Raw genomic sequence first — 16,870 nt, forward strand, 5'->3', positions numbered from 1 at the left:
CAAGCATGCGACTCGACCTTCAAGAACTCTGCGTCGGGCCTCTGACAGCACGTGATCTGCCTGAGTTCGTCGCCTACCGGAGTGATCCGCGGGTGGCGCGGTACCAGAGCTGGTCTCCCGACTACACCCTCGACGACGCCCGCCGGCTACTCGACGATCAGGCTGGATGGGACTTTCCGCCGGCGGGTGAATGGATGCAGTTGGGGGTTACCTCAGCAGGCACCCTGGCGGGCGACGTCGCCGTGCACCCGCTTGCGGATCAACCGGACTGCTACGAGTTCGGCGTGACCTTCGCGCCCGCGACTCAAGGCCGAGGTCTCGCGACGCGAGCTGTGGCGGGCGTCATTGACCATCTCTTCCGGGATCGTGGCGCTCACCGAGTGTTCGCCCAGTGCGACGAGCGCAATACGGCGGTGAAGCGTCTTCTGGAGCGGGTCGGTCTTCGCCAGGAAGGGGTGGCCGTTGAAGCCGACTGGTTCAAAGGCGAATGGAGCACCCTCGAAACCTGGGCCCTCCTGGCCCGCGAACGCGTCGCCTGATAGGCCGAAAGCTCAGGAGACGGGCGCGAGCCGTTCTTCGTCTTCGTAGACGTTGAAGCGGTAGCCGACGTTGCGCACCGTGCCGATCAGCGACTCGAGGTCGCCGAGTTTGGCGCGCAACCGACGCACGTGCACGTCGACGGTTCGCGTGCCGCCGAAGTAGTCGTACCCCCACACTTCGCTCAGCAACTGTTCACGGGTGAATACCCGCGACGGGTGGCTCGCGAAGAAACGCAACAGCTCGAATTCCTTGAACGTGAGGTCGAGCGGCCGGCCGTGCACCTTGGCCGAGTAGGAGGCCTCGTCGATCACGACACCGGATGCGTGAATCTTGGAACCGTTCTTCTCTTGAGCCAGTCGCCCGATCACGAGCCGGATGCGGGCATCCACCTCGGCGGGACCGGCGGACTCGAGGATGACGTCATCCACGCCCCAATCGGCGGAGACGGCGGTGAGCCCACCCTCGGTGAGGACCAGCACCAGGGGAACGTTGATTCCCGTGGTGTTGAGGATCTTGCACAGCGATTTGGCGCTGGCCAGGTCTTGACGGGCGTCGACGAAAATCAAATCCGCGGTGGGAGCGTTGATGAGTGCCGCAGGCTGGGCGGGGATGCTCCGGGTGCGATGTGACAGCAACCCCAGGGCGGGCAGAGCGTCGCCATCGACCGCAGAGGTCAAGATGAGCAACTGAGCCAAGCGGAAACCTCCAAAACGCCTACTCGACAGTGTAGGGACACTGGCGGGATGTCTCAGTGTGCTAGATATCCTTCGCGGTGTACGTCCCTACCCCGAACGTTGCCGCGATCGAGCCGTTCCATGAGTCGACAAAGGCCTGCTTGGCCGCTTCCGCCTGGTCCGCGATGTTGAGCGCGTTGCGATAGGTGCCCTTGCCATTGCTGCAATCGCCCGATGACATGATCTGCGCGGCATCGACGTACCCGAGGTCAGCTTGTTGGGAGAGTTGGATGGCGGAGGTCAGCTGAGCGAGCAGATTGTCGCCGCCGGGCACCTGATCGACCGGCGTCGAGTGGAGCGCGTCGAGGAGGTCGGTGCGCGCCTGGGTCAGGGTCTGAAGCGCCGCGACGTCATCACTCGACACCGAGCAGGCATTGAGCGGGGCGAGCACTGAGTTCACCGCCGAACGTGCCTCGGCCGACTTCTCCAGGATGGCGACGAGGTAGCCGACTTGGTCCTCTGCCGTGCTTCCCGGAGCCGCGACGCCGTAGGCACCGGTGCCCTTGCCCTGGCCGCCCACCCCGGAACCCGCGAAGTAGTTCGAGGTGACGGAAAAGCGGGTGGAGTAGCCGTCATCCGCGGGCGTGAATTGCACGAGAGCCGGCGCAGCGCTGACGCAGACCTCGGATTCGTTCTCGTCGGTGCCGCAGTATCGGCCACCCGAGAGGTTGAGGTTGCCACCCGAGCCGGAGCGTGACCCGTCGAGATAGCTGAAACTGGTCGGCTGTTCGCTCGAAATCCCACAGATGAGCAACCAGCCGCCGGACCATTGGGAGAGCGAGAGCGGGTAACTGCCGGATGGGCACGCCGCGATGCCGGATGCCGCGGGGGGTTCACCGCTGGCATCCCCGAAGTCGCTGTTACCCCAGGATGTCGCCGCGATCCCGTCGGAGCCGTTGGGCAACCAGACCACCCAGCCACCGAAACCCACCTCGGCGAGACTCGACGAGTAGCCGGTGGGAGTTGAGGTGACGTCCTCACTTTGCGCCAACGATCCACCGTTGGCGACGATCATGACGTATCCGCCGCTCTCGAATTTGCAGACCAGAGTGGCGCCGCCATCCCAGTTCGACCACATGACCTGGGTCGAGCCGCTCGGACACGCGACTGTCGCCGCGGCCCCGCCGTCGGAGTCCCCGCCGTCGGAGCCGCCGTCGGCGAAGAATGTCGGCGCAGAGCCGCGGTAGGCGAACGCCACGACAGCGACGACGATGACCAGGATGAGGGTGAACGCACCAATGCCGATTCCGACGAGCGTCTTTCGCGCCGGTGCCGGTGGCGGCGGGATGTGCTCCGCCTCCGCCGTAGCTAGCAGCGGGGTCCGCCTTGTCAGCGTGACCGCCGCTGCTGGCGACAGGGGAACGGCACGGTGGGCTGCCAGCCACGCCACCAGATCGGGGTAGACGTTGGGGTGCGCGGTGATCTGCGGCGCCAGGTCGGGGAAGGCGTGCGCGATCTCCGCTAACCGCGCGGGCTCGGTCGCGGGATCGCCCAACTCCGTCAGCGAAATATCGCGATCGATCGCCACGGGTCCCTTTCGAGTTGGGTGCGGCCTCGGGTCGGGTCACCCTCTGCTCGGCTGAGGCCAGCGTATCGGCGCGGCGAGGTCGCGGGAGGCGTTCTGGGCACGTGGGTGACGCCTCCACGGGCACCTGGTCGGCGCGGCTGGTGGCCTATCCTGAGGACGTGTCTTGGCGATCCCGAAGCGTCCCCCCGGTGTGGGTCGCCGCCCTCGTTGGCGCGGTGCTGGTGGGAATCTTCGCCGGCGCGGCCTTCCTCTCCTGGCTTCCCGTCGTGCTCGCCATCGTCGTGTTGTTGACGTTTGTCATTCAGCTCTCCTTGCAGCGCAAAGATGGCCTGGTGAATCGCATCATCGCGAGCATCGGAGGCTCGCTCGCGCTGCTCGCGGTCGCGACTGTCGTGCTGCTCCTGCTGAACCCGGGTTCGCTCGATAGTCTGGGTGCATGATGCTCGCCTTGGAACTCTCCTTCATCGGACTCCTCGGCTTGGCAGTTCTCGCGATCGGGTTTGTCTCACTCGTCGTGCTCTACAACCTGTTCCGCGGCCAGCGCTAAGGCTCGTCATGTTCGAACTCGACGCCGCAGTACCGGCGGAGATCGTTCCCCTCTCCTGGCTCCTCGGAGTGTGGGAAGGCAGCGGAGTGATCGCCTACACGGTGGGGGATGTCGTGCGCGAGTACGAGTTCGGGCAGCGGGTCGCCTTCACCCACGACGGCGGCACCACCGTGCAGTACGTCTCCAGTAGCTGGCTGCTCGACGACTCGATCGACGTCACCGAGCGCACGCCGCTGTTTTCTGAAATTGGATACTGGCGCCTCTCTCGGCAGCTCGGCGCCGCAGACCAAGGCCCGGGGATGTTGCCCGGAGTCGGGGACCCTCTCTTTACGAACGCCGATGACGTTGAAACGCTGCGCAACGCGACCGGCGGTTTCGATCTCGAGGTGACGATCCTGCATCCAACCGGGGTCAGCGAGCTCTACCTGGGCACGGTGACCGGACCGCGCATCGAGCTGGGAACGGATGCGGTGATGCGATCCGCGACAGCGAAGGAGTACGCCGCAGCGACCCGTCTCTACGGTCTCGTCGACGATCACCTGCTCTGGGCCTGGGATATCGCCGCCCTCGGCCAAGATCTGCGCACTCACGCCTCAGGACGGCTTGCTCGTGTCGAGTGAGCCGAGTGTCGTGCGTGACCCGTTCACGTCTCGCCCCGGCGCCGTGGGGGAGCCGCCCCAGCACTACGGATCGCTCCTTGCCGAGCAGCGTGAACTGGCCGCAGGCCGTGCCATCGTCGACCTCGCCGACCGTGAGGTTCTCTCTGTCACGGGCTCTGACCGGTTGACCTGGCTCGACTCACTGCTGTCGCAGAGTCTCGCGCGGCTCGCGCCCGGTGAGTCGGCAGAAGCGCTCCTGCTCGACCCGAGTGGACGGATCGAGTACGCGGTGCGCGTCGTCGACGATGGCGAGACCACCTGGCTGTTGATGGATGCCGGCACGAGTGCCGGGCTGCTGACCTTCCTCGATCGGATGCGGTTCACCCTCCGGGTCGAGGTTGCCGACCGATCGGCGCAGTACGCGACGATCGGCGCGCTCGGTGCCGCGGCAGAGGACCTCGGCTCTTCTCACGTCACCTGGCGTGACTCGTGGTCGTCGGTCGCGCCGGGCGGTCATCAGTATGCGGCGGTTGACGAGCATCCCGCCACCGACTGGGCCTACTCCGAGACTCTCGTGCCGAGGGATGCCCTCGCCGCGTTCGCTGATCGGCCCGCGGCCGGCATCCTCGCTCTCGAAGCGCTCCGCATCGCAGCCTGGCGCCCGCGCGCGCTGACCGAACTTGACGCCACGGCGATTCCGCACGAATTCGACTGGATGCGCTCCGCGGTGCACCTGGCAAAGGGGTGTTACCGCGGGCAGGAGACTGTCGCGAAGGTGCACAACCTGGGTCATCCCCCGCGTCGTCTGGTGATGTTGCACCTCGACGGGTCCGACAGCGCCCCGGTCGCGGCTGGTGACCAGGTCGCGAATGGTGACACGGTGGTCGGCCGGATCACGGCATCCGCTCTGCACTATGAGCTGGGCCCGATCGCGCTCGCCCTCGTTAAAAGGGCGACGGATCCAGCGGCAACCTTGACGGTAACCACTTCGGATGGTGTCGCTGTTGCGGCGGCGCAGGAGGTCATCGTCCCTCCCGACGCCGGAGCCGAGGCGAACGTTCCGAGGCTTCCGCGCCTCGGCGCTGTTCGACGCGAATGACCTCTGACGGCGCGGGGCTGCGCAGGCTCGAGCGCCGCATCCGCCGTCGGCTGGATGTCGCGGTGGCCGCCCGTCGGGTCTGGGAGTCGTTGCCGGCGATCATCCAAATCACGGCGGCCGTAGCAGCGGCCTACGCGATCGCGCACTACGGACTCGGGCACGCGACGCCCATCCTCGCGGTAACGGTGACGATCAACTCGCTCGGCTTCTCGCGGGATGCACGTCCGCGGCGGGTCGCCGAGACCCTCCTCGGCATCCTGCTCGGGGTCGCGCTCGCCGATGTCCTCACGATCTTTCTCGGCAGCGGAATCTGGCAACTCGTCGTGGTGCTGCTGGTCGTCTTCATCACCGGCCGGATCGTGTCTCCCAACCCGGGGTTCGCGCTCGCCGCGGCGTTACCCTCGGCTCTCGTGGTGCTCGTGCCGGTCACCGGAAGTCCTTTCACGCGCACGCTCGATGCCGTGGTCGCAGGCGCCGTCGCTCTTCTCGCGACGGCGCTGTTGCCCCGCGATCCCGGCCGGGCCGCCGCGCGTGATCGCACCACGCTGTTCTCGGTCCTGGTTGAGTCGATGGGGTCGATTGTCGACTCCCTCGACGACGCCGATACGGCCGCCGGGGAACTCGCCCTGACCCGACTCCGGCGTACCCAGCCCCTCGTCGATGCCTGGCGCACGTCCCTGGACACCGCGATCTCGGTCGCCCGGGTGTCGCCGTATCTGCGGGCGCGGCTGCCCGACTACAAGCGAAACGCCCGCGCCGTCGAAGCGGCCGACCTCGCGTCTCGGCACCTGCGCACCCTCGCGCGACGCGTTGAGTTTCTGGTGCGCGACGGCGAACATCGCCCGGCGATCGCGGAACTCGTCGCGACCGCCGCGACGGGAGTCAGGCTGCTCGGGGAGGAGCTGGCCGACCCGCAGGTCGCGGGGGCGGCCCGGTCGCTGCTGACTGACCTGGCTCGCCGACTCGATCCTGCCGTGGTGATCCCGGCGGCGGGGCTCGCTGACGCCGCCGTCGTGCTGATGTTGCGTCCGCTGGCCGTCGACCTCCTCGCCGGCACCGGGATGCCGCTCGACGACGCCCGCGCCCTGCTCCCGATGATCTGACCCCCGTCGGTCAGACCTCGCTCACGTGAGCGGCGCGACCGCGGTCCAGTCGAGGGTGAGTTCTCCTAAACGCCAGCGCGCTCGTGAGTCGCGCACCGGCCAGCCCAGAGCGCGGAGGGACTCGGCCACGGCGATCCATCGCTGTGTCGGCCCATAGACGCCGAGCGGGGCGTGGGTCGCCCACAGGCGGTCGAGGGCGACCAGGAGTTCGTGCACCGGTTCGCCGTCGACGTTGCGGTGGATGAGTGACTTCGGCAGCCGTTCGGCGACGATCGACGGCTGCTCGAGAGCATCCAATCGAAGTGAGATCGTGAACGTCTGCGGACCGTCGGGATCGAGCCCCACCCAGGACGCAACCCGACCCAACTCGTTGCAGGTGCCCTCGACGAGCAATCCGCCGGGTTGGAGGCGCCCGCCCATCGTCGCCCAGGCCGCGGCGACCTCGCCTTCGTCGTACTGGCGCAGCACGTTGAGGGCCCGGATGATGGCGGGCTTGCGTCCACCGGGCAGCGGGGTCTCGAAGCCGCCGAGGTGAAACTCGACGCCATCCCGAGCCGCGGCTGATGCGATCCGCACCCGCTCGGGGTCGATCTCGATGCCGACCACCCTGACGTCAGGGCGAACCCGCGCGAGCCGGTCGCGCAACTCAAGGGTCGTCGTCGCGGAGGCGCCGTAGCCGAGGTCGACGACTGTGGGATCCTCGGCGCGACGTAAGACCGGTTGCACGGCGATCCAGCGGTCGATGCGGCGCAGCCGGTTGACACCGGTCGTGCCGCGAGTGATCCGTCCACTCGGAACGGATGCGCGGGCCATTCCTCGATTCTGCCGGTGTCGGCGCTTGCGTAGGCTGGCGGCATGGCCACCCTCATCTTGCTGCGGCACGGAAACTCCGACTGGAACCAGAAGAACCTCTTCACCGGATGGGTGGATGTGCGGCTCTCCGAGCAGGGTGTGATCGAGGCGCAGTGGGCTGGCGAACTGCTCGCCGCGTCGGGGCTGGCGCCGGAGGTTCTCTACACGAGCGTGCTCACCCGGGCGATCCAGACCGCCAACCTCGCGCTTGAGGTCGCCGACCGGCTCTGGATTCCGGTGAAGCGCTCCTGGCGGTTGAACGAGCGGCACTATGGCGCGTTGCAGGGGCTCGACAAGGCCGAGACTCTCGCGAAGTACGGCGAGCATCAGTTCATGGAATGGCGCCGCAGTTTTGACGTACCGCCGCCGCCGCTCGCCGATGACGCCGAGTGGTCGCAGGTGGGCGACGAACGCTACGCCGACATCCCGGATGCCGAGCTGCCGCGCACCGAGAGCCTCAAACTCGTCATCGATCGGATGCTGCCCTACTGGGAATCAGACATCACGAAGGACCTCGCGGCGGGCAAGACCGTGCTCGTCACGGCTCACGGAAACTCGCTGCGCGCGCTCGTCAAGCACCTCGACGACATCCCCGACGACGAGATCGCGGAGCTCAACATCCCGACCGGTATTCCGCTGGTCTACGAGTTGGATGACGCCTTCCGCCCGACCGGCCCGTCACGCTACCTCGACCCGGATGCCGCCGCAGCGGGAGCGGCCGCGGTCGCCGCACAGGGTCAGAAGAAGTAGCGCGACCCACGAAGTAGAGCGTCAGGCCTGTCGGCGACTGGCTCGGGCCGCCCGGCCGGTCGCGAAGCCGGTCTTCACGAGGTAGACGATGAGCGCGACAATCGCTACCGCGATCGCCCGTGCGACCCAGGCCAGCGGCTGCGATCCCACAGATATCGTGTCGGTCGGGATTCCGGTGAGTACGACAAACATCGCCTCATAGGCACGGGTGCGCCAGAACAGCGAGTCTGAGTGTCCGTTGAGGGCGAGCACTCCAACAATGCCGAAGGCGACCGTCGCGAGCAGCAGGACCGCTATTCCGACGACTCCGCCGGCGACCGGCCGCCCCTGCGCGGCACGTACGATCGCGGTCGCCAGCAGTCCGAGTGGCATCAGCACGAGTAGCCCGACAAGAATCCCCATCGCGAAAGCCATCACCACCAGAAGCTGCATGAGCAGCGGCAAACCCCAGTCGTTCGCACCGGTTGTGAGGATGGCCAAGAAAGCGGCCACGATCGAGATCGCGAAGATGACGCCGATGTCGATGAGCGAGCTCCGAACGCGACCCTTCATGATCGGGTCGAGCCCCGCTTCGGGGAGTCGGTCGACCTGCTCCTTGACGGGAAGTGCCCGCAGCCCGAGCGTTGCCCCCGCGATCGAATACCAGGCGAGCAACGGCCAGATGCCGCGCTCAAAGTAGTCGCCGAAAATCGTCCAGTACGCGATCGCGCCGAGAGCCGCCGCGGCGTACGCGACGATGCGGGTGGCCAGGATCATCGTGCGCGCGCCCGTCGGATGCTCATCTCTCGATTCTGGCCGGTCCGTGCCCTGCAATGACGCAATCTTACTGATGGTAAGGAAGTGCTCGAAGGGTAAGATTGCGCCATGCCTATCGCCACAGTAACGAGCAAAGGACAGATCACCATCCCGCTTGCGGTACGTGCGCAACTCGGAATCCACACCGGCACGCGCGTGCAATTCGTCACCGGCGCGGATGGCATCTACGACTTCATCCCGGCAACGGGGTCGATCATGGATCTCGCGGGGGTGCTCAAGGACGCGATGCCCCCGATGACCCTCGAAGAGATGGATGCCGCGATTGCGGAGCACCTCACCGCAGAGGACGCACGAAGCCGTCGCCCGTGATCGGGGTCGATAGCAACGTCCTCCTGCGCCATCTGCTCGACGACGATGCAACCCAGTCGCGCCAGGCCGCAGCATTCTTCTCCGCCCGGTCGGCGAAAGACCCCGCGTTTCTCTCTGTCGTGGTGCTGGTGGAGACAGTGTGGACGCTGAGTCGACGCGACAAGGTGCCGATGTCGCGCGTGGTCGCGATCGTGAGCGCGTTCCTCAGCGCGGAAGAGATCGTGGTCCAGGCACCGGATGTCGTGCGCCGGGCATTGCGAGACGCCGCGGAACACGGCACCGACCTCGCGGACGCGATCATCGCGCACCTCGCGATCGACGCGGACTGCGAGTACACCGTCACGTTCGACCGCAGGGCCTCAGAGCTCCCCGGAATGGCGCTTCTCGAATAGCGTTTGTCGCCTCAGCTGTCGGCGGGGATCCAGTCACCGGTAGCGAGGTACTGCACCTTCTTGGAGATCGAGACGGCGTGGTCGGCAAAACGCTCGTGGTAGCGCGAGGCGAGAGTCGAGTCGACGGTGTCGACGGCTTGGCCCTTCCAGCTCTCGCCGAGAACCTTGTCGAACACCGAGAGGTGCAGGGCGTCGACCTTGTCGTCTTCGTTGCGGATCTGCTCGGCGATCGCGACATCCTGGGTGCGCAAGAGTTCGGTCAGCATGCGGGCGATGCCGACATCCAGTTGCCCCATCTCGACGAAGGTTGGGCGCAGTGACTTCGGCACGACCTTCTCGGGGAAGCGGTAGCGCGAGAGTTGCGCGATGTGGGTCGACATGTCGCCCATCCGCTCGAGCGAGGCGCTGATACGCAGCGCGCTGACGACGATGCGAAGATCCCGGGCAACGGGCTGCTGCCGAGCGAGGATCTGAATGGCGAGTTCGTCGAGTTCAAGCGCCGCGGTGTCGATTCGATCGTCTTCTTCGATGACAATCTCGGCGAGCGCGACATTCGACTCGTTGAACGCTGTGGTGGCCTTCTGGATCGAGTCCGCGACGAGTGACGCGATCTCCACCAGGCGGTCCTGCACTTCACGCAGTTCCTGTTGGAATACTTCGCGCATTCTGGTCCTCCCGTTTCGCAGACAGCCTCGAACCGCCCGCCGTAGGCCACGGTCCCCCGCGCAGGTTAACTGCCGGTGTCGGAAGCCTGAACTTTCTGGTGCAACTCCCCTACCAGGGCGCACACGCCACGTTTGACACGCGTAGCGAGCCCTAATCTAGTCGCATGGACCAGGCCTGGCTCGTGCCGGTCGCGATCGTGTTCGGATTCGTGCTCGGTGCGGGGTCTGCAGCGGTCTTCGTTGCGGCTCACCGCCGCGGTCAGCGCGCGGTTGCAGTGGTGACCCCCACGGTTCCCGAGGGTGCGGATGAGGTCATCGACTCGCTCGAGTCGGCCGGCATCGTGCTCGACGCCTCCAACAATGTCTTGAAGGCGTCGACGGGCGCTCTCGCTTTTGGCCTGGTCTGGAACCAGGCTCTCGTGCATCCGGAGCTCGTGCACCTCGTCGACCAGGTACGCCGCGACGGCGAGCCGATCGCCCGCGAACTGCACCTCTCCCGTGGGCCGTTTGGCGAAGCCAGCATCCATGTCTTCGTGCGCATCGCTCGGCTGGGCACCCGGTTCGTGCTGGTTCTCGCCGAGGATCGCACGGAGGCTTATCGCCTTGATGAGGTGCGGCGCGATTTCGTCGCCAATATCAGTCACGAGTTGAAGACCCCGATCGGTGCGGTCGGGCTTCTCGCCGAAGCGCTCGAGTTGGCGGCCGATGAGCCCCACGAAGTCAAACGGTTCGCGAAGCGGCTGTCGATCGAGGCCGACCGGTTGGCGAAGACCACCCACGAGATCATCGAACTCAGCCGGCTGCAAGCCACCGACGTCCTGCACGACGCGAGCACCGTGGATGTCGACACGGTTATCGCACAGGCGCTCGACCGCAACCGCGTCGCCGCCGACAAGCACGCCATCGCGCTCGTGTCTGGCGGCGACGCCGGGACTGAGGTCTACGGCGACGAAGCCCTGCTGGTCACCGCGGTTCACAACCTGATCGCCAACGCCATCCAGTATTCGCCCGACAACTCACGCATCGGGATCGGGGTTACCCACACCGACGGGGTCGTCGAGATCGCCGTGACCGACCAGGGCGTCGGAATTCCCGAGGCTGAGCGCGACCGCGTGTTCGAACGGTTCTTTCGGGTCGACTCGGCGCGCAGCCGCAACACCGGCGGAACCGGCCTCGGCCTGGCGATCGTCAAACACGTCGTTCAGAACCACGGGGGGGATGTGCGCGTCTGGTCTCATCAGGGCAGCGGCTCGACCTTCACCATCAGACTTCCGGAGTCGTCTCGCACTTCGGCCGCCACCATCACGACCACTACCGGAGCCACCACGTGACCCGCATCCTCATCGTCGAAGACGAGCCTTCCCTCTCGGAGCCGCTCTCGTTCCTGTTGCGGCGCGAGGGATACGAGACCGAGATCGCGGCGGATGGCAGGGTCGCGCTGTCGATGTTCGACCGCTCCGGCGCGGACCTCGTGCTGCTCGATCTCATGCTGCCGGGGCTGCCGGGCACCGAAGTGTGCCGCGAACTACGCACCCGCTCGGCCGTGCCGATCATCATGCTCACCGCGAAAGACACCGAGGTCGACATCGTCGTCGGTCTGGAACTCGGAGCGGATGACTACGTCACCAAGCCCTACTCGTCGCGTGAGCTGCTGGCCCGCATTCGCGCGGTGATGCGCCGCCACTCCGACCTGGGTGACGACGACCACGGCGTGGTTGAGGCGGGGACCGTGCGAATGGATGTCGAACGTCACGCCGTGTCGGTGCGCGGCAAGGAGACGGCGATGCCGCTCAAAGAGTTCGAACTGCTCGAGCTGCTGATGCGCAACGCGGGCCGGGTGCTCACTCGCGGGCAGTTGATCGACCGGGTCTGGGGGTCCGACTATTTCGGCGACACCAAAACGCTCGACGTGCACATCAAGCGCATCCGCTCGAAGATCGAAGACGAGCCGTCCGACCCGAAGTTGCTCGTCACGGTTCGCGGCCTCGGCTATCGCTTCGAAAGCTGAGCCCGTTTCGGGGCTGAGCCGTTTGGAAGCTGATCCGTTTCGAAGCTGAGCGCTACGGAGTAGGTGTCGGGCTCGGCGTCAGGGTGGCGGTCGGGGTTGGCGTTGGCGACGGCGTTGGCGACGGAATCAGCGAGCCGTACTGGCCCAGCGAAGCGTCGAGAACCGGCACGTCGAACTGTTTGCCCGGCACCGTGCCGTACTGCACGTAGATCTTGAGAAGGCTGCCGGGGGGCGTGTCCATCCCGGCGAGAAGAACCTGGCCGTCGAGGCCGCCTTCCCCGAGCGTGGTGGTTCCGCCGGCGGGAACGTCAACCGTGACGTCGATCTTCGCCCCATGGGACTGGTACTGCAGCGTGACCGTGAGGTCGCTCGTGCCGGTGTTGACGGCGGCGGCGGAGAAGTTGCCATCCTGCCCGTTTTTCGTAAAGACGATGGCGTTGATGAACGTGACATCGCCGACAGTCACGCTGACACCGTCGCTCGAGTCGTAGTGCTCGAGGGTCTGGTGAATCGCGAACAAGCTGCAGCCGGCGAGCAGGGTTGCAAGGACTGCTCCGACGATGACGGATGCCCCGGTACGGACCTTCATTTCAGACCTCCCGGGTCGATTGCGCATGAGCAGTTCCAGCCTAGCGGCGACCGAGCCGCGGTCGGAGTGAGGCCCGCCTGACGGAATGAGCCGCGTGGTAGACTGGCAATTCTGCGGAAGGAACAATTCCATGCTTTTTGAGGTCGGCGAAACTGTCGTTTACCCCCACCATGGTGCCGCGACCATCATCGAGGTCAAGAATCGCACCGTCCGGGGTGAGACGAAGTTGTACCTCAAACTGAACGTCACCCAGGGCGATCTGACCATCGAGGTCCCGGCCGACAACGTCGATCTGGTTGGCGTTCGTGACGTCATCGGCAAGGAAGGCCTCGACAAGGTGTTCGAGGTGCTGCGCGCTCCGTTCACCGAAGAGCCCACCAACTGGAGCCGTCGCTACAAGGCGAACCTCGAGAAGCTCGCCTCGGGCGACGTCATCAAAGTCTCTGAGGTCGTTCGCGACCTGTGGCGCCGCGATCAGGACCGTGGACTCTCTGCTGGCGAGAAGCGGATGCTGGCCAAGGCACGTCAGATTCTGATCTCTGAGTTGGCGCTCGCCGAAAAGACTGACGAAGAGAAGGCGTCCAACGTTCTCGACGAGGTTCTGGCCTCTTAGGGTTCTGGCCTCTTAAGGTTCTGGACAGCTGAGTCCCGACGGACGATCGATGAGTGTCGCCGTCATCGTCGTCGCCGCGGGAAGTGGTGAGCGGCTCGGCGCCGGGATGCCGAAGGCGTTCGCCCGGCTGGCATCATGGTCGGTCCTTGATCACGCGCTGGTTCGCGTGCCGCCCGATGCTGACCTGGTTGTCGTCGCTCCCGCGAGCCACCTCGAACAGGCTCGCGTGACCGTGGCACTTCACCAGGAAATCAGGCCGTCCCCGTCCGCGATTGTGGTTGCCGGGGGCGGCACCCGTCAGCAGTCGGTGGCCGCGGGCCTCGCGGCGCTTGGTGACGAGGTGGATGTTGTGCTCGTTCACGATGCGGCACGCGCGCTCGCGCCGATCGAGGTCTTCGAGCGCGTCGTCGAGGCGGTCCGCACGACAGGTGAGGGCGTCATCCCGGTGCTGCCGGTCACCGACACGGTCAAGCGCGTGCACGACGGGGTCGTCGTCGCGACCGTCGACCGCGCCGACCTGGTTGCCGTCCAGACGCCGCAGGGGTTCCCGCGTGCAGCACTCGAGGCGGCGTACGCTGCCGCGACCGTCGACCACACTGACGACGCCGCGCTCTTCGCCGCGGCCGGACATTCCGTCGCGACGGTCCCTGGTGATCCTCGTGGTTTCAAAATCACTACGCCCGACGACTTGCACCGCGCCGCGCAACTGCTCGGTCCCGAATGGGCGGTCGCCCATGGTCGCGGCGGGGTCGGGTACGACGTCCACGCCTACGACCCCGAGGTTCGCCTGCGGCTCGGGGGTCTCGACTGGCCCGGCGAGCCAGGTCTCTCTGGGCACAGCGACGGCGACGCCGTCATCCACGCGATCGTCGATGCGCTGCTGTCCGCCGCCGGCCTCGGTGACATCGGCTCGCAATTCGGCACCGACCGTCCGGAGTTCGCGGGTGCGGCCAGTGCGGTGTTCCTTGAGCGTGCCCTCAGTCTGGTCGCCGAGAGCGGATGGCAGGTGGCCAACGTCGCAGTGCAGATTGTCGGTGCGCATCCGAAGATTGGGCCGCGACGGCAGGAGCTTGAGGAGCACCTCAGCGCGCTCGTCGGCGCCCCCGTGGCCGTGGGCGCGACGACCTCGGATCGTCTCGGTTTCACGGGCGACCGGGGACTCGGCGCCATCGCGACAGTACTTCTCGCGGCAGCTCCGTAACACCGCAGAGCGGCCCCCGTAAGATTCACGGGTGGCGATCCGGCTGTACGACTCGCGCGCTCAGGCGCTGCAAGAGTTCGTCGCGCTCGAACCGGGCAAGGTCGGAATGTACGTCTGCGGGCCGACGGTGCAGTCCTCCCCGCACATCGGGCACCTCCGCAGCGCGCTGGCCTACGACCTGTGGCGGCGCTGGTTCACCTACCGCGGGTACGACGTCACCTTCGTGCGCAACGTCACCGATATCGACGACAAGGTGCTGGCCAACGGCAGTGCGAACGACCCGTGGTGGGCGGTCGCCTACCGGGTCGAACTCGAATTCACGGCCGGCTACAACGCCCTCGGCATCCTGGCGCCGACCTATGAGCCGCGAGCCACGGCATCCATTCCGGGGATGCAGGAGCTGATCGCCACCCTGATCGAGAAGGGTCACGCCTACGTTGCCGAGGACGGCACGGGTGACGTGTTCTTCGACGTCAAGAGCTGGGCTGCCTACGGTGAGTTGACCAACCAGAAGCCTGACGACATGGCGGACTCCGCCGACGCCGCTACTCGGGGCAAGCGCGACCCGCGCGACTTCGCTCTATGGAAGGGCACGAAGGCGGGGGAGCCGGCATCGGCGTCGTGGAACTCCCCGTGGGGTCCCGGCCGTCCGGGCTGGCACGTCGAATGCTCGGCGATGGCCCGCCGTTATCTGGGTTCATCGTTCGACATCCACGGCGGCGGACTCGACCTGCGCTTCCCGCACCACGAGAACGAACTCGCCCAGTCGACCGCGGCGGGGGATGCATTCGCGCAGCACTGGGTGCACAACGGGTTGGTCAACATCGACGGCCAAAAGATGTCGAAGTCGCTCGGCAACTCGATCTACGCCGCCGAGTTCCTCGCCGCGGCGCGGCCGATCGTCATTCGCTACTACCTCGCGAGTGCGCACTACCGCTCGACGATCGACTACCACGCGGGTTCGCTCGTCGAGGCAGAGTCGGCGCTCGACCGCATCCAGGGATTCCTCGAGCGATCGGGCCGGGTACTGGCAGGTCAGGGCACCTCAGGCGGTGCCGTCGCCATACCGGACGCATTCGCGACTGCGATGGACGACGACCTCGGGGTACCCCAGGCGCTCGGCGTCGTGCACGAAACGGTGCGGGCGGGGAACGCTGCGCTCGATGACGGCGACACCGCGACCGCGGCCCGCGCACGGGCTGAGGTCATCGCGATGACGTCGGTGCTGGGCATCAACCCGGAGGCTCCGGAATGGACGTCGGGCGAAGGCGGAGCAGCGGATGCCGTGCTCGGCACCCTCGTCGACCGACTCATCGCCGAACGGGAGTCCGCTCGGGCTTCGAAAGACTTCGCGACCGCCGACAAGGTGCGCGACACATTGGCCGGTGCGGGCATCACGCTCGAAGACGGCCCCGAGGGAACTCGGTGGACCCTGTGAGGCAGGAACAAATTGGTTAAGCCTGGGCGCCCCGGCGCACGCGGAAACAAGAAGGGCCCGACCACGGGCACCGGCGGTCATGGTCGTCAGGCGCTTGAGGGCAAGGGGCCGACCCCGAAGGCAACCGACCGCAGCTGGCATGTCGCCGGCAAGCGGAAGGCGGCGAACGATCGCCTCGAAGCCGCACGCGAGAGGCACGGTGGCGGAAAGCCGGGTGCCGACAGGCAGGGTGCGGACCGGCAGGGTGCGGACCGACAGGGCGGCACCGGTCGACCGGCCCCCGAGCGGCGTCGCGCTCCCCAGCGGGACGCCGAGTCGGAGATGGTCACCGGGCGCAACTCGGTCGTCGAAGCGCTGCGGGCGAAGGTTCCGGGCACGACGCTCTACCTCGCGTCGCGGTTGGAGATGGATGACCGCGTGAAGGAAGCCATCTCGCTCGCCGGCAAGCGCAACATCCCGGTGCTCGAAGTGATGCGGCAGGAACTCGACCGGATGACCGGTCCCGATTCGGTGCACCAGGGGCTTGCCCTCAAGGTTCCGGCCTACGAGTACGCGCATCCGATGGAACTGCTCGATCAGATCGAGAAGTCCGGCAAGGTGCCGCTGCTCGTCGCCCTCGACGGGATCACCGATCCGCGCAACCTGGGTGCGATCGTGCGCTCGATTGCCGCGTTCGGCGGCCAGGGTGCGATCGTGCCGCAGCGCAGAAGCGTCGGGATGACGGCATCCGCGTGGAAAACCTCGGCAGGGGCCGCGGCGCGCGTCCCGGTCGCGATGGCGCCGAACCTGACGACGACGCTCAAGGAGTTCAAGAAGCGCGGCGTGTTCGTGCTCGGTCTCGACGGGGGCGGATCAGTGTCACTGCCGCAGCTCGCGCTCGCGAAAGAACCCATCGTGATCGTCGTCGGCAGCGAAGGCAAAGGGCTGTCGCGACTGGTCACCGAGACCTGCGACGCGGTCGTGTCGATTCCGATCGACTCGGCGACTGAGTCGCTCAACGCCGGCATCGCGGTGAGCGTCACGCTGTACGAAATCTCGAAGCTTCGATCGACCTAGATCCATCTCGGGGTGGATGGACCCAGGTGTA

At 66.5% G+C, this 16,870-nt stretch carries 20 protein-coding genes; 14 read left to right on the forward strand and 6 right to left on the reverse strand.

Annotation, left to right across the window (positions count from 1 at the left end; all coding sequences use genetic code 11):
- Window positions 1-5: 5 nt before the first annotated feature.
- Window positions 6-539, forward strand: a complete 534-nt coding sequence (locus tag ABIR17_RS11015; RefSeq protein WP_348004441.1) for a GNAT family protein — start codon at window positions 6-8, stop codon at window positions 537-539.
- Between the two features lie 12 nt (window positions 540-551).
- Here ABIR17_RS11015 and ABIR17_RS11020 read toward each other — a convergent pair whose 3' ends face one another.
- Both ABIR17_RS11020 and ABIR17_RS11025 read right to left on the reverse strand, forming a co-directional pair.
- A complete protein-coding gene (locus tag ABIR17_RS11020) occupies window positions 552-1,235 on the reverse strand; it encodes a response regulator transcription factor (RefSeq protein WP_348004442.1) in 684 nt (227 codons plus the stop codon).
- A gap of 61 nt (window positions 1,236-1,296) precedes the next feature.
- Window positions 1,297-2,802, reverse strand: coding sequence for a hypothetical protein (locus tag ABIR17_RS11025; protein ID WP_348004443.1), 1,506 nt, complete (start codon window positions 2,800-2,802; stop codon window positions 1,297-1,299).
- A gap of 158 nt (window positions 2,803-2,960) precedes the next feature.
- On the opposite strand from ABIR17_RS11025, the gene ABIR17_RS11030 reads away from it, so the two are divergent.
- The 4 genes from ABIR17_RS11030 to ABIR17_RS11045 all read left to right on the forward strand — a co-directional run bounded on the left by ABIR17_RS11030 (window position 2,961) and on the right by ABIR17_RS11045 (window position 6,150).
- A complete protein-coding gene (locus ABIR17_RS11030) occupies window positions 2,961-3,242 on the forward strand; it encodes a hypothetical protein (RefSeq protein ID WP_348004444.1) in 282 nt (93 codons plus the stop codon).
- 115 nt (window positions 3,243-3,357) lie between these two features.
- Complete coding sequence (locus tag ABIR17_RS11035) at window positions 3,358-3,969, forward strand: FABP family protein (RefSeq protein WP_348004445.1); 612 nt, start codon at window positions 3,358-3,360, stop codon at window positions 3,967-3,969.
- A 10-nt stretch (window positions 3,970-3,979) separates the two neighbouring features.
- Window positions 3,980-5,047 carry a glycine cleavage T C-terminal barrel domain-containing protein gene (locus tag ABIR17_RS11040; protein WP_348004446.1) on the forward strand — a complete coding sequence of 356 codons (1,068 nt, stop codon included), beginning with the start codon at window positions 3,980-3,982 and terminating at the stop codon, window positions 5,045-5,047.
- Window positions 5,044-6,150, forward strand: a complete 1,107-nt coding sequence (locus ABIR17_RS11045) for an FUSC family protein (RefSeq protein WP_348004447.1) — start codon at window positions 5,044-5,046, stop codon at window positions 6,148-6,150. The genes ABIR17_RS11040 and ABIR17_RS11045 overlap by 4 nt, the downstream gene beginning before the upstream one ends.
- A 21-nt stretch (window positions 6,151-6,171) precedes the next feature.
- On the opposite strand, the gene ABIR17_RS11050 is transcribed toward ABIR17_RS11045, so the two are convergent.
- Window positions 6,172-6,963: a class I SAM-dependent methyltransferase gene (locus tag ABIR17_RS11050; protein ID WP_348004448.1), complete on the reverse strand. Its 792-nt coding sequence runs from the start codon at window positions 6,961-6,963 to the stop codon at window positions 6,172-6,174.
- A gap of 42 nt (window positions 6,964-7,005) precedes the next feature.
- Here ABIR17_RS11050 and ABIR17_RS11055 point away from each other — a divergent pair, with 42 nt between their 5' ends.
- Window positions 7,006-7,752, forward strand: a complete 747-nt coding sequence (locus ABIR17_RS11055; RefSeq protein ID WP_348004449.1) for a phosphoglyceromutase — start codon at window positions 7,006-7,008, stop codon at window positions 7,750-7,752.
- 21 nt (window positions 7,753-7,773) lie between these two features.
- Here the strand turns inward: ABIR17_RS11055 and ABIR17_RS11060 are convergent, their stop codons facing one another.
- Window positions 7,774-8,508, reverse strand: coding sequence for a hypothetical protein (locus ABIR17_RS11060; protein ID WP_348004450.1), 735 nt, complete (start codon window positions 8,506-8,508; stop codon window positions 7,774-7,776).
- A 108-nt stretch (window positions 8,509-8,616) separates the two neighbouring features.
- On the opposite strand from ABIR17_RS11060, the gene ABIR17_RS11065 reads away from it, so the two are divergent.
- Window positions 8,617-8,877, forward strand: coding sequence for an AbrB/MazE/SpoVT family DNA-binding domain-containing protein (locus ABIR17_RS11065; protein ID WP_348004451.1), 261 nt, complete (start codon window positions 8,617-8,619; stop codon window positions 8,875-8,877).
- Window positions 8,874-9,269, forward strand: a complete 396-nt coding sequence (locus tag ABIR17_RS11070) for a type II toxin-antitoxin system VapC family toxin (protein ID WP_348004452.1) — start codon at window positions 8,874-8,876, stop codon at window positions 9,267-9,269. The genes ABIR17_RS11065 and ABIR17_RS11070 overlap by 4 nt, the downstream gene beginning before the upstream one ends.
- 11 nt (window positions 9,270-9,280) lie before the next feature.
- On the opposite strand, the gene phoU is transcribed toward ABIR17_RS11070, so the two are convergent.
- A complete protein-coding gene (gene phoU, locus ABIR17_RS11075; RefSeq protein ID WP_348004453.1) occupies window positions 9,281-9,934 on the reverse strand; it encodes a phosphate signaling complex protein PhoU in 654 nt (217 codons plus the stop codon).
- Window positions 9,935-10,098: 164 nt separating this feature from the next.
- Here phoU and ABIR17_RS11080 point away from each other — a divergent pair, with 164 nt between their 5' ends.
- Entirely contained in the window at window positions 10,099-11,265 is a 1,167-nt protein-coding gene (locus tag ABIR17_RS11080; RefSeq protein WP_348004454.1) for an ATP-binding protein, read from the forward strand.
- A complete protein-coding gene (locus ABIR17_RS11085; RefSeq protein ID WP_348004455.1) occupies window positions 11,262-11,942 on the forward strand; it encodes a response regulator transcription factor in 681 nt (226 codons plus the stop codon). Before ABIR17_RS11080 ends, ABIR17_RS11085 begins: the two co-directional genes overlap by 4 nt.
- 52 nt (window positions 11,943-11,994) lie before the next feature.
- On the opposite strand, the gene ABIR17_RS11090 is transcribed toward ABIR17_RS11085, so the two are convergent.
- On the reverse strand, window positions 11,995-12,531 hold the full coding sequence (locus ABIR17_RS11090; protein WP_348004456.1) for a hypothetical protein: 537 nt from the start codon (window positions 12,529-12,531) through the stop codon (window positions 11,995-11,997).
- A 130-nt stretch (window positions 12,532-12,661) separates the two neighbouring features.
- Here ABIR17_RS11090 and ABIR17_RS11095 point away from each other — a divergent pair, with 130 nt between their 5' ends.
- From ABIR17_RS11095 to rlmB, 4 genes are read left to right on the forward strand one after another with little or no spacing between them, the layout of a single operon-like run.
- The gene (locus ABIR17_RS11095; protein ID WP_348004457.1) at window positions 12,662-13,144 is read left to right on the forward strand and encodes a CarD family transcriptional regulator; all 483 of its coding nucleotides are present in this window, start codon (window positions 12,662-12,664) and stop codon (window positions 13,142-13,144) included.
- Window positions 13,145-13,193: 49 nt separating this feature from the next.
- Window positions 13,194-14,345, forward strand: coding sequence for a 2-C-methyl-D-erythritol 4-phosphate cytidylyltransferase (gene ispD, locus ABIR17_RS11100; RefSeq protein WP_348004458.1), 1,152 nt, complete (start codon window positions 13,194-13,196; stop codon window positions 14,343-14,345).
- Between the two features lie 31 nt (window positions 14,346-14,376).
- Window positions 14,377-15,783, forward strand: a complete 1,407-nt coding sequence (gene cysS, locus ABIR17_RS11105; protein WP_348004459.1) for a cysteine--tRNA ligase — start codon at window positions 14,377-14,379, stop codon at window positions 15,781-15,783.
- A 12-nt stretch (window positions 15,784-15,795) separates the two neighbouring features.
- The gene (gene rlmB / locus ABIR17_RS11110; protein ID WP_348004460.1) at window positions 15,796-16,839 is read left to right on the forward strand and encodes a 23S rRNA (guanosine(2251)-2'-O)-methyltransferase RlmB; all 1,044 of its coding nucleotides are present in this window, start codon (window positions 15,796-15,798) and stop codon (window positions 16,837-16,839) included.
- The last annotated feature ends 31 nt before the right edge of the window (window positions 16,840-16,870 follow it).

The organism is Pseudolysinimonas sp. (assembly GCF_039912695.1).
In the GTDB taxonomy this organism is placed as follows: domain Bacteria; phylum Actinomycetota; class Actinomycetes; order Actinomycetales; family Microbacteriaceae; genus Pseudolysinimonas_A.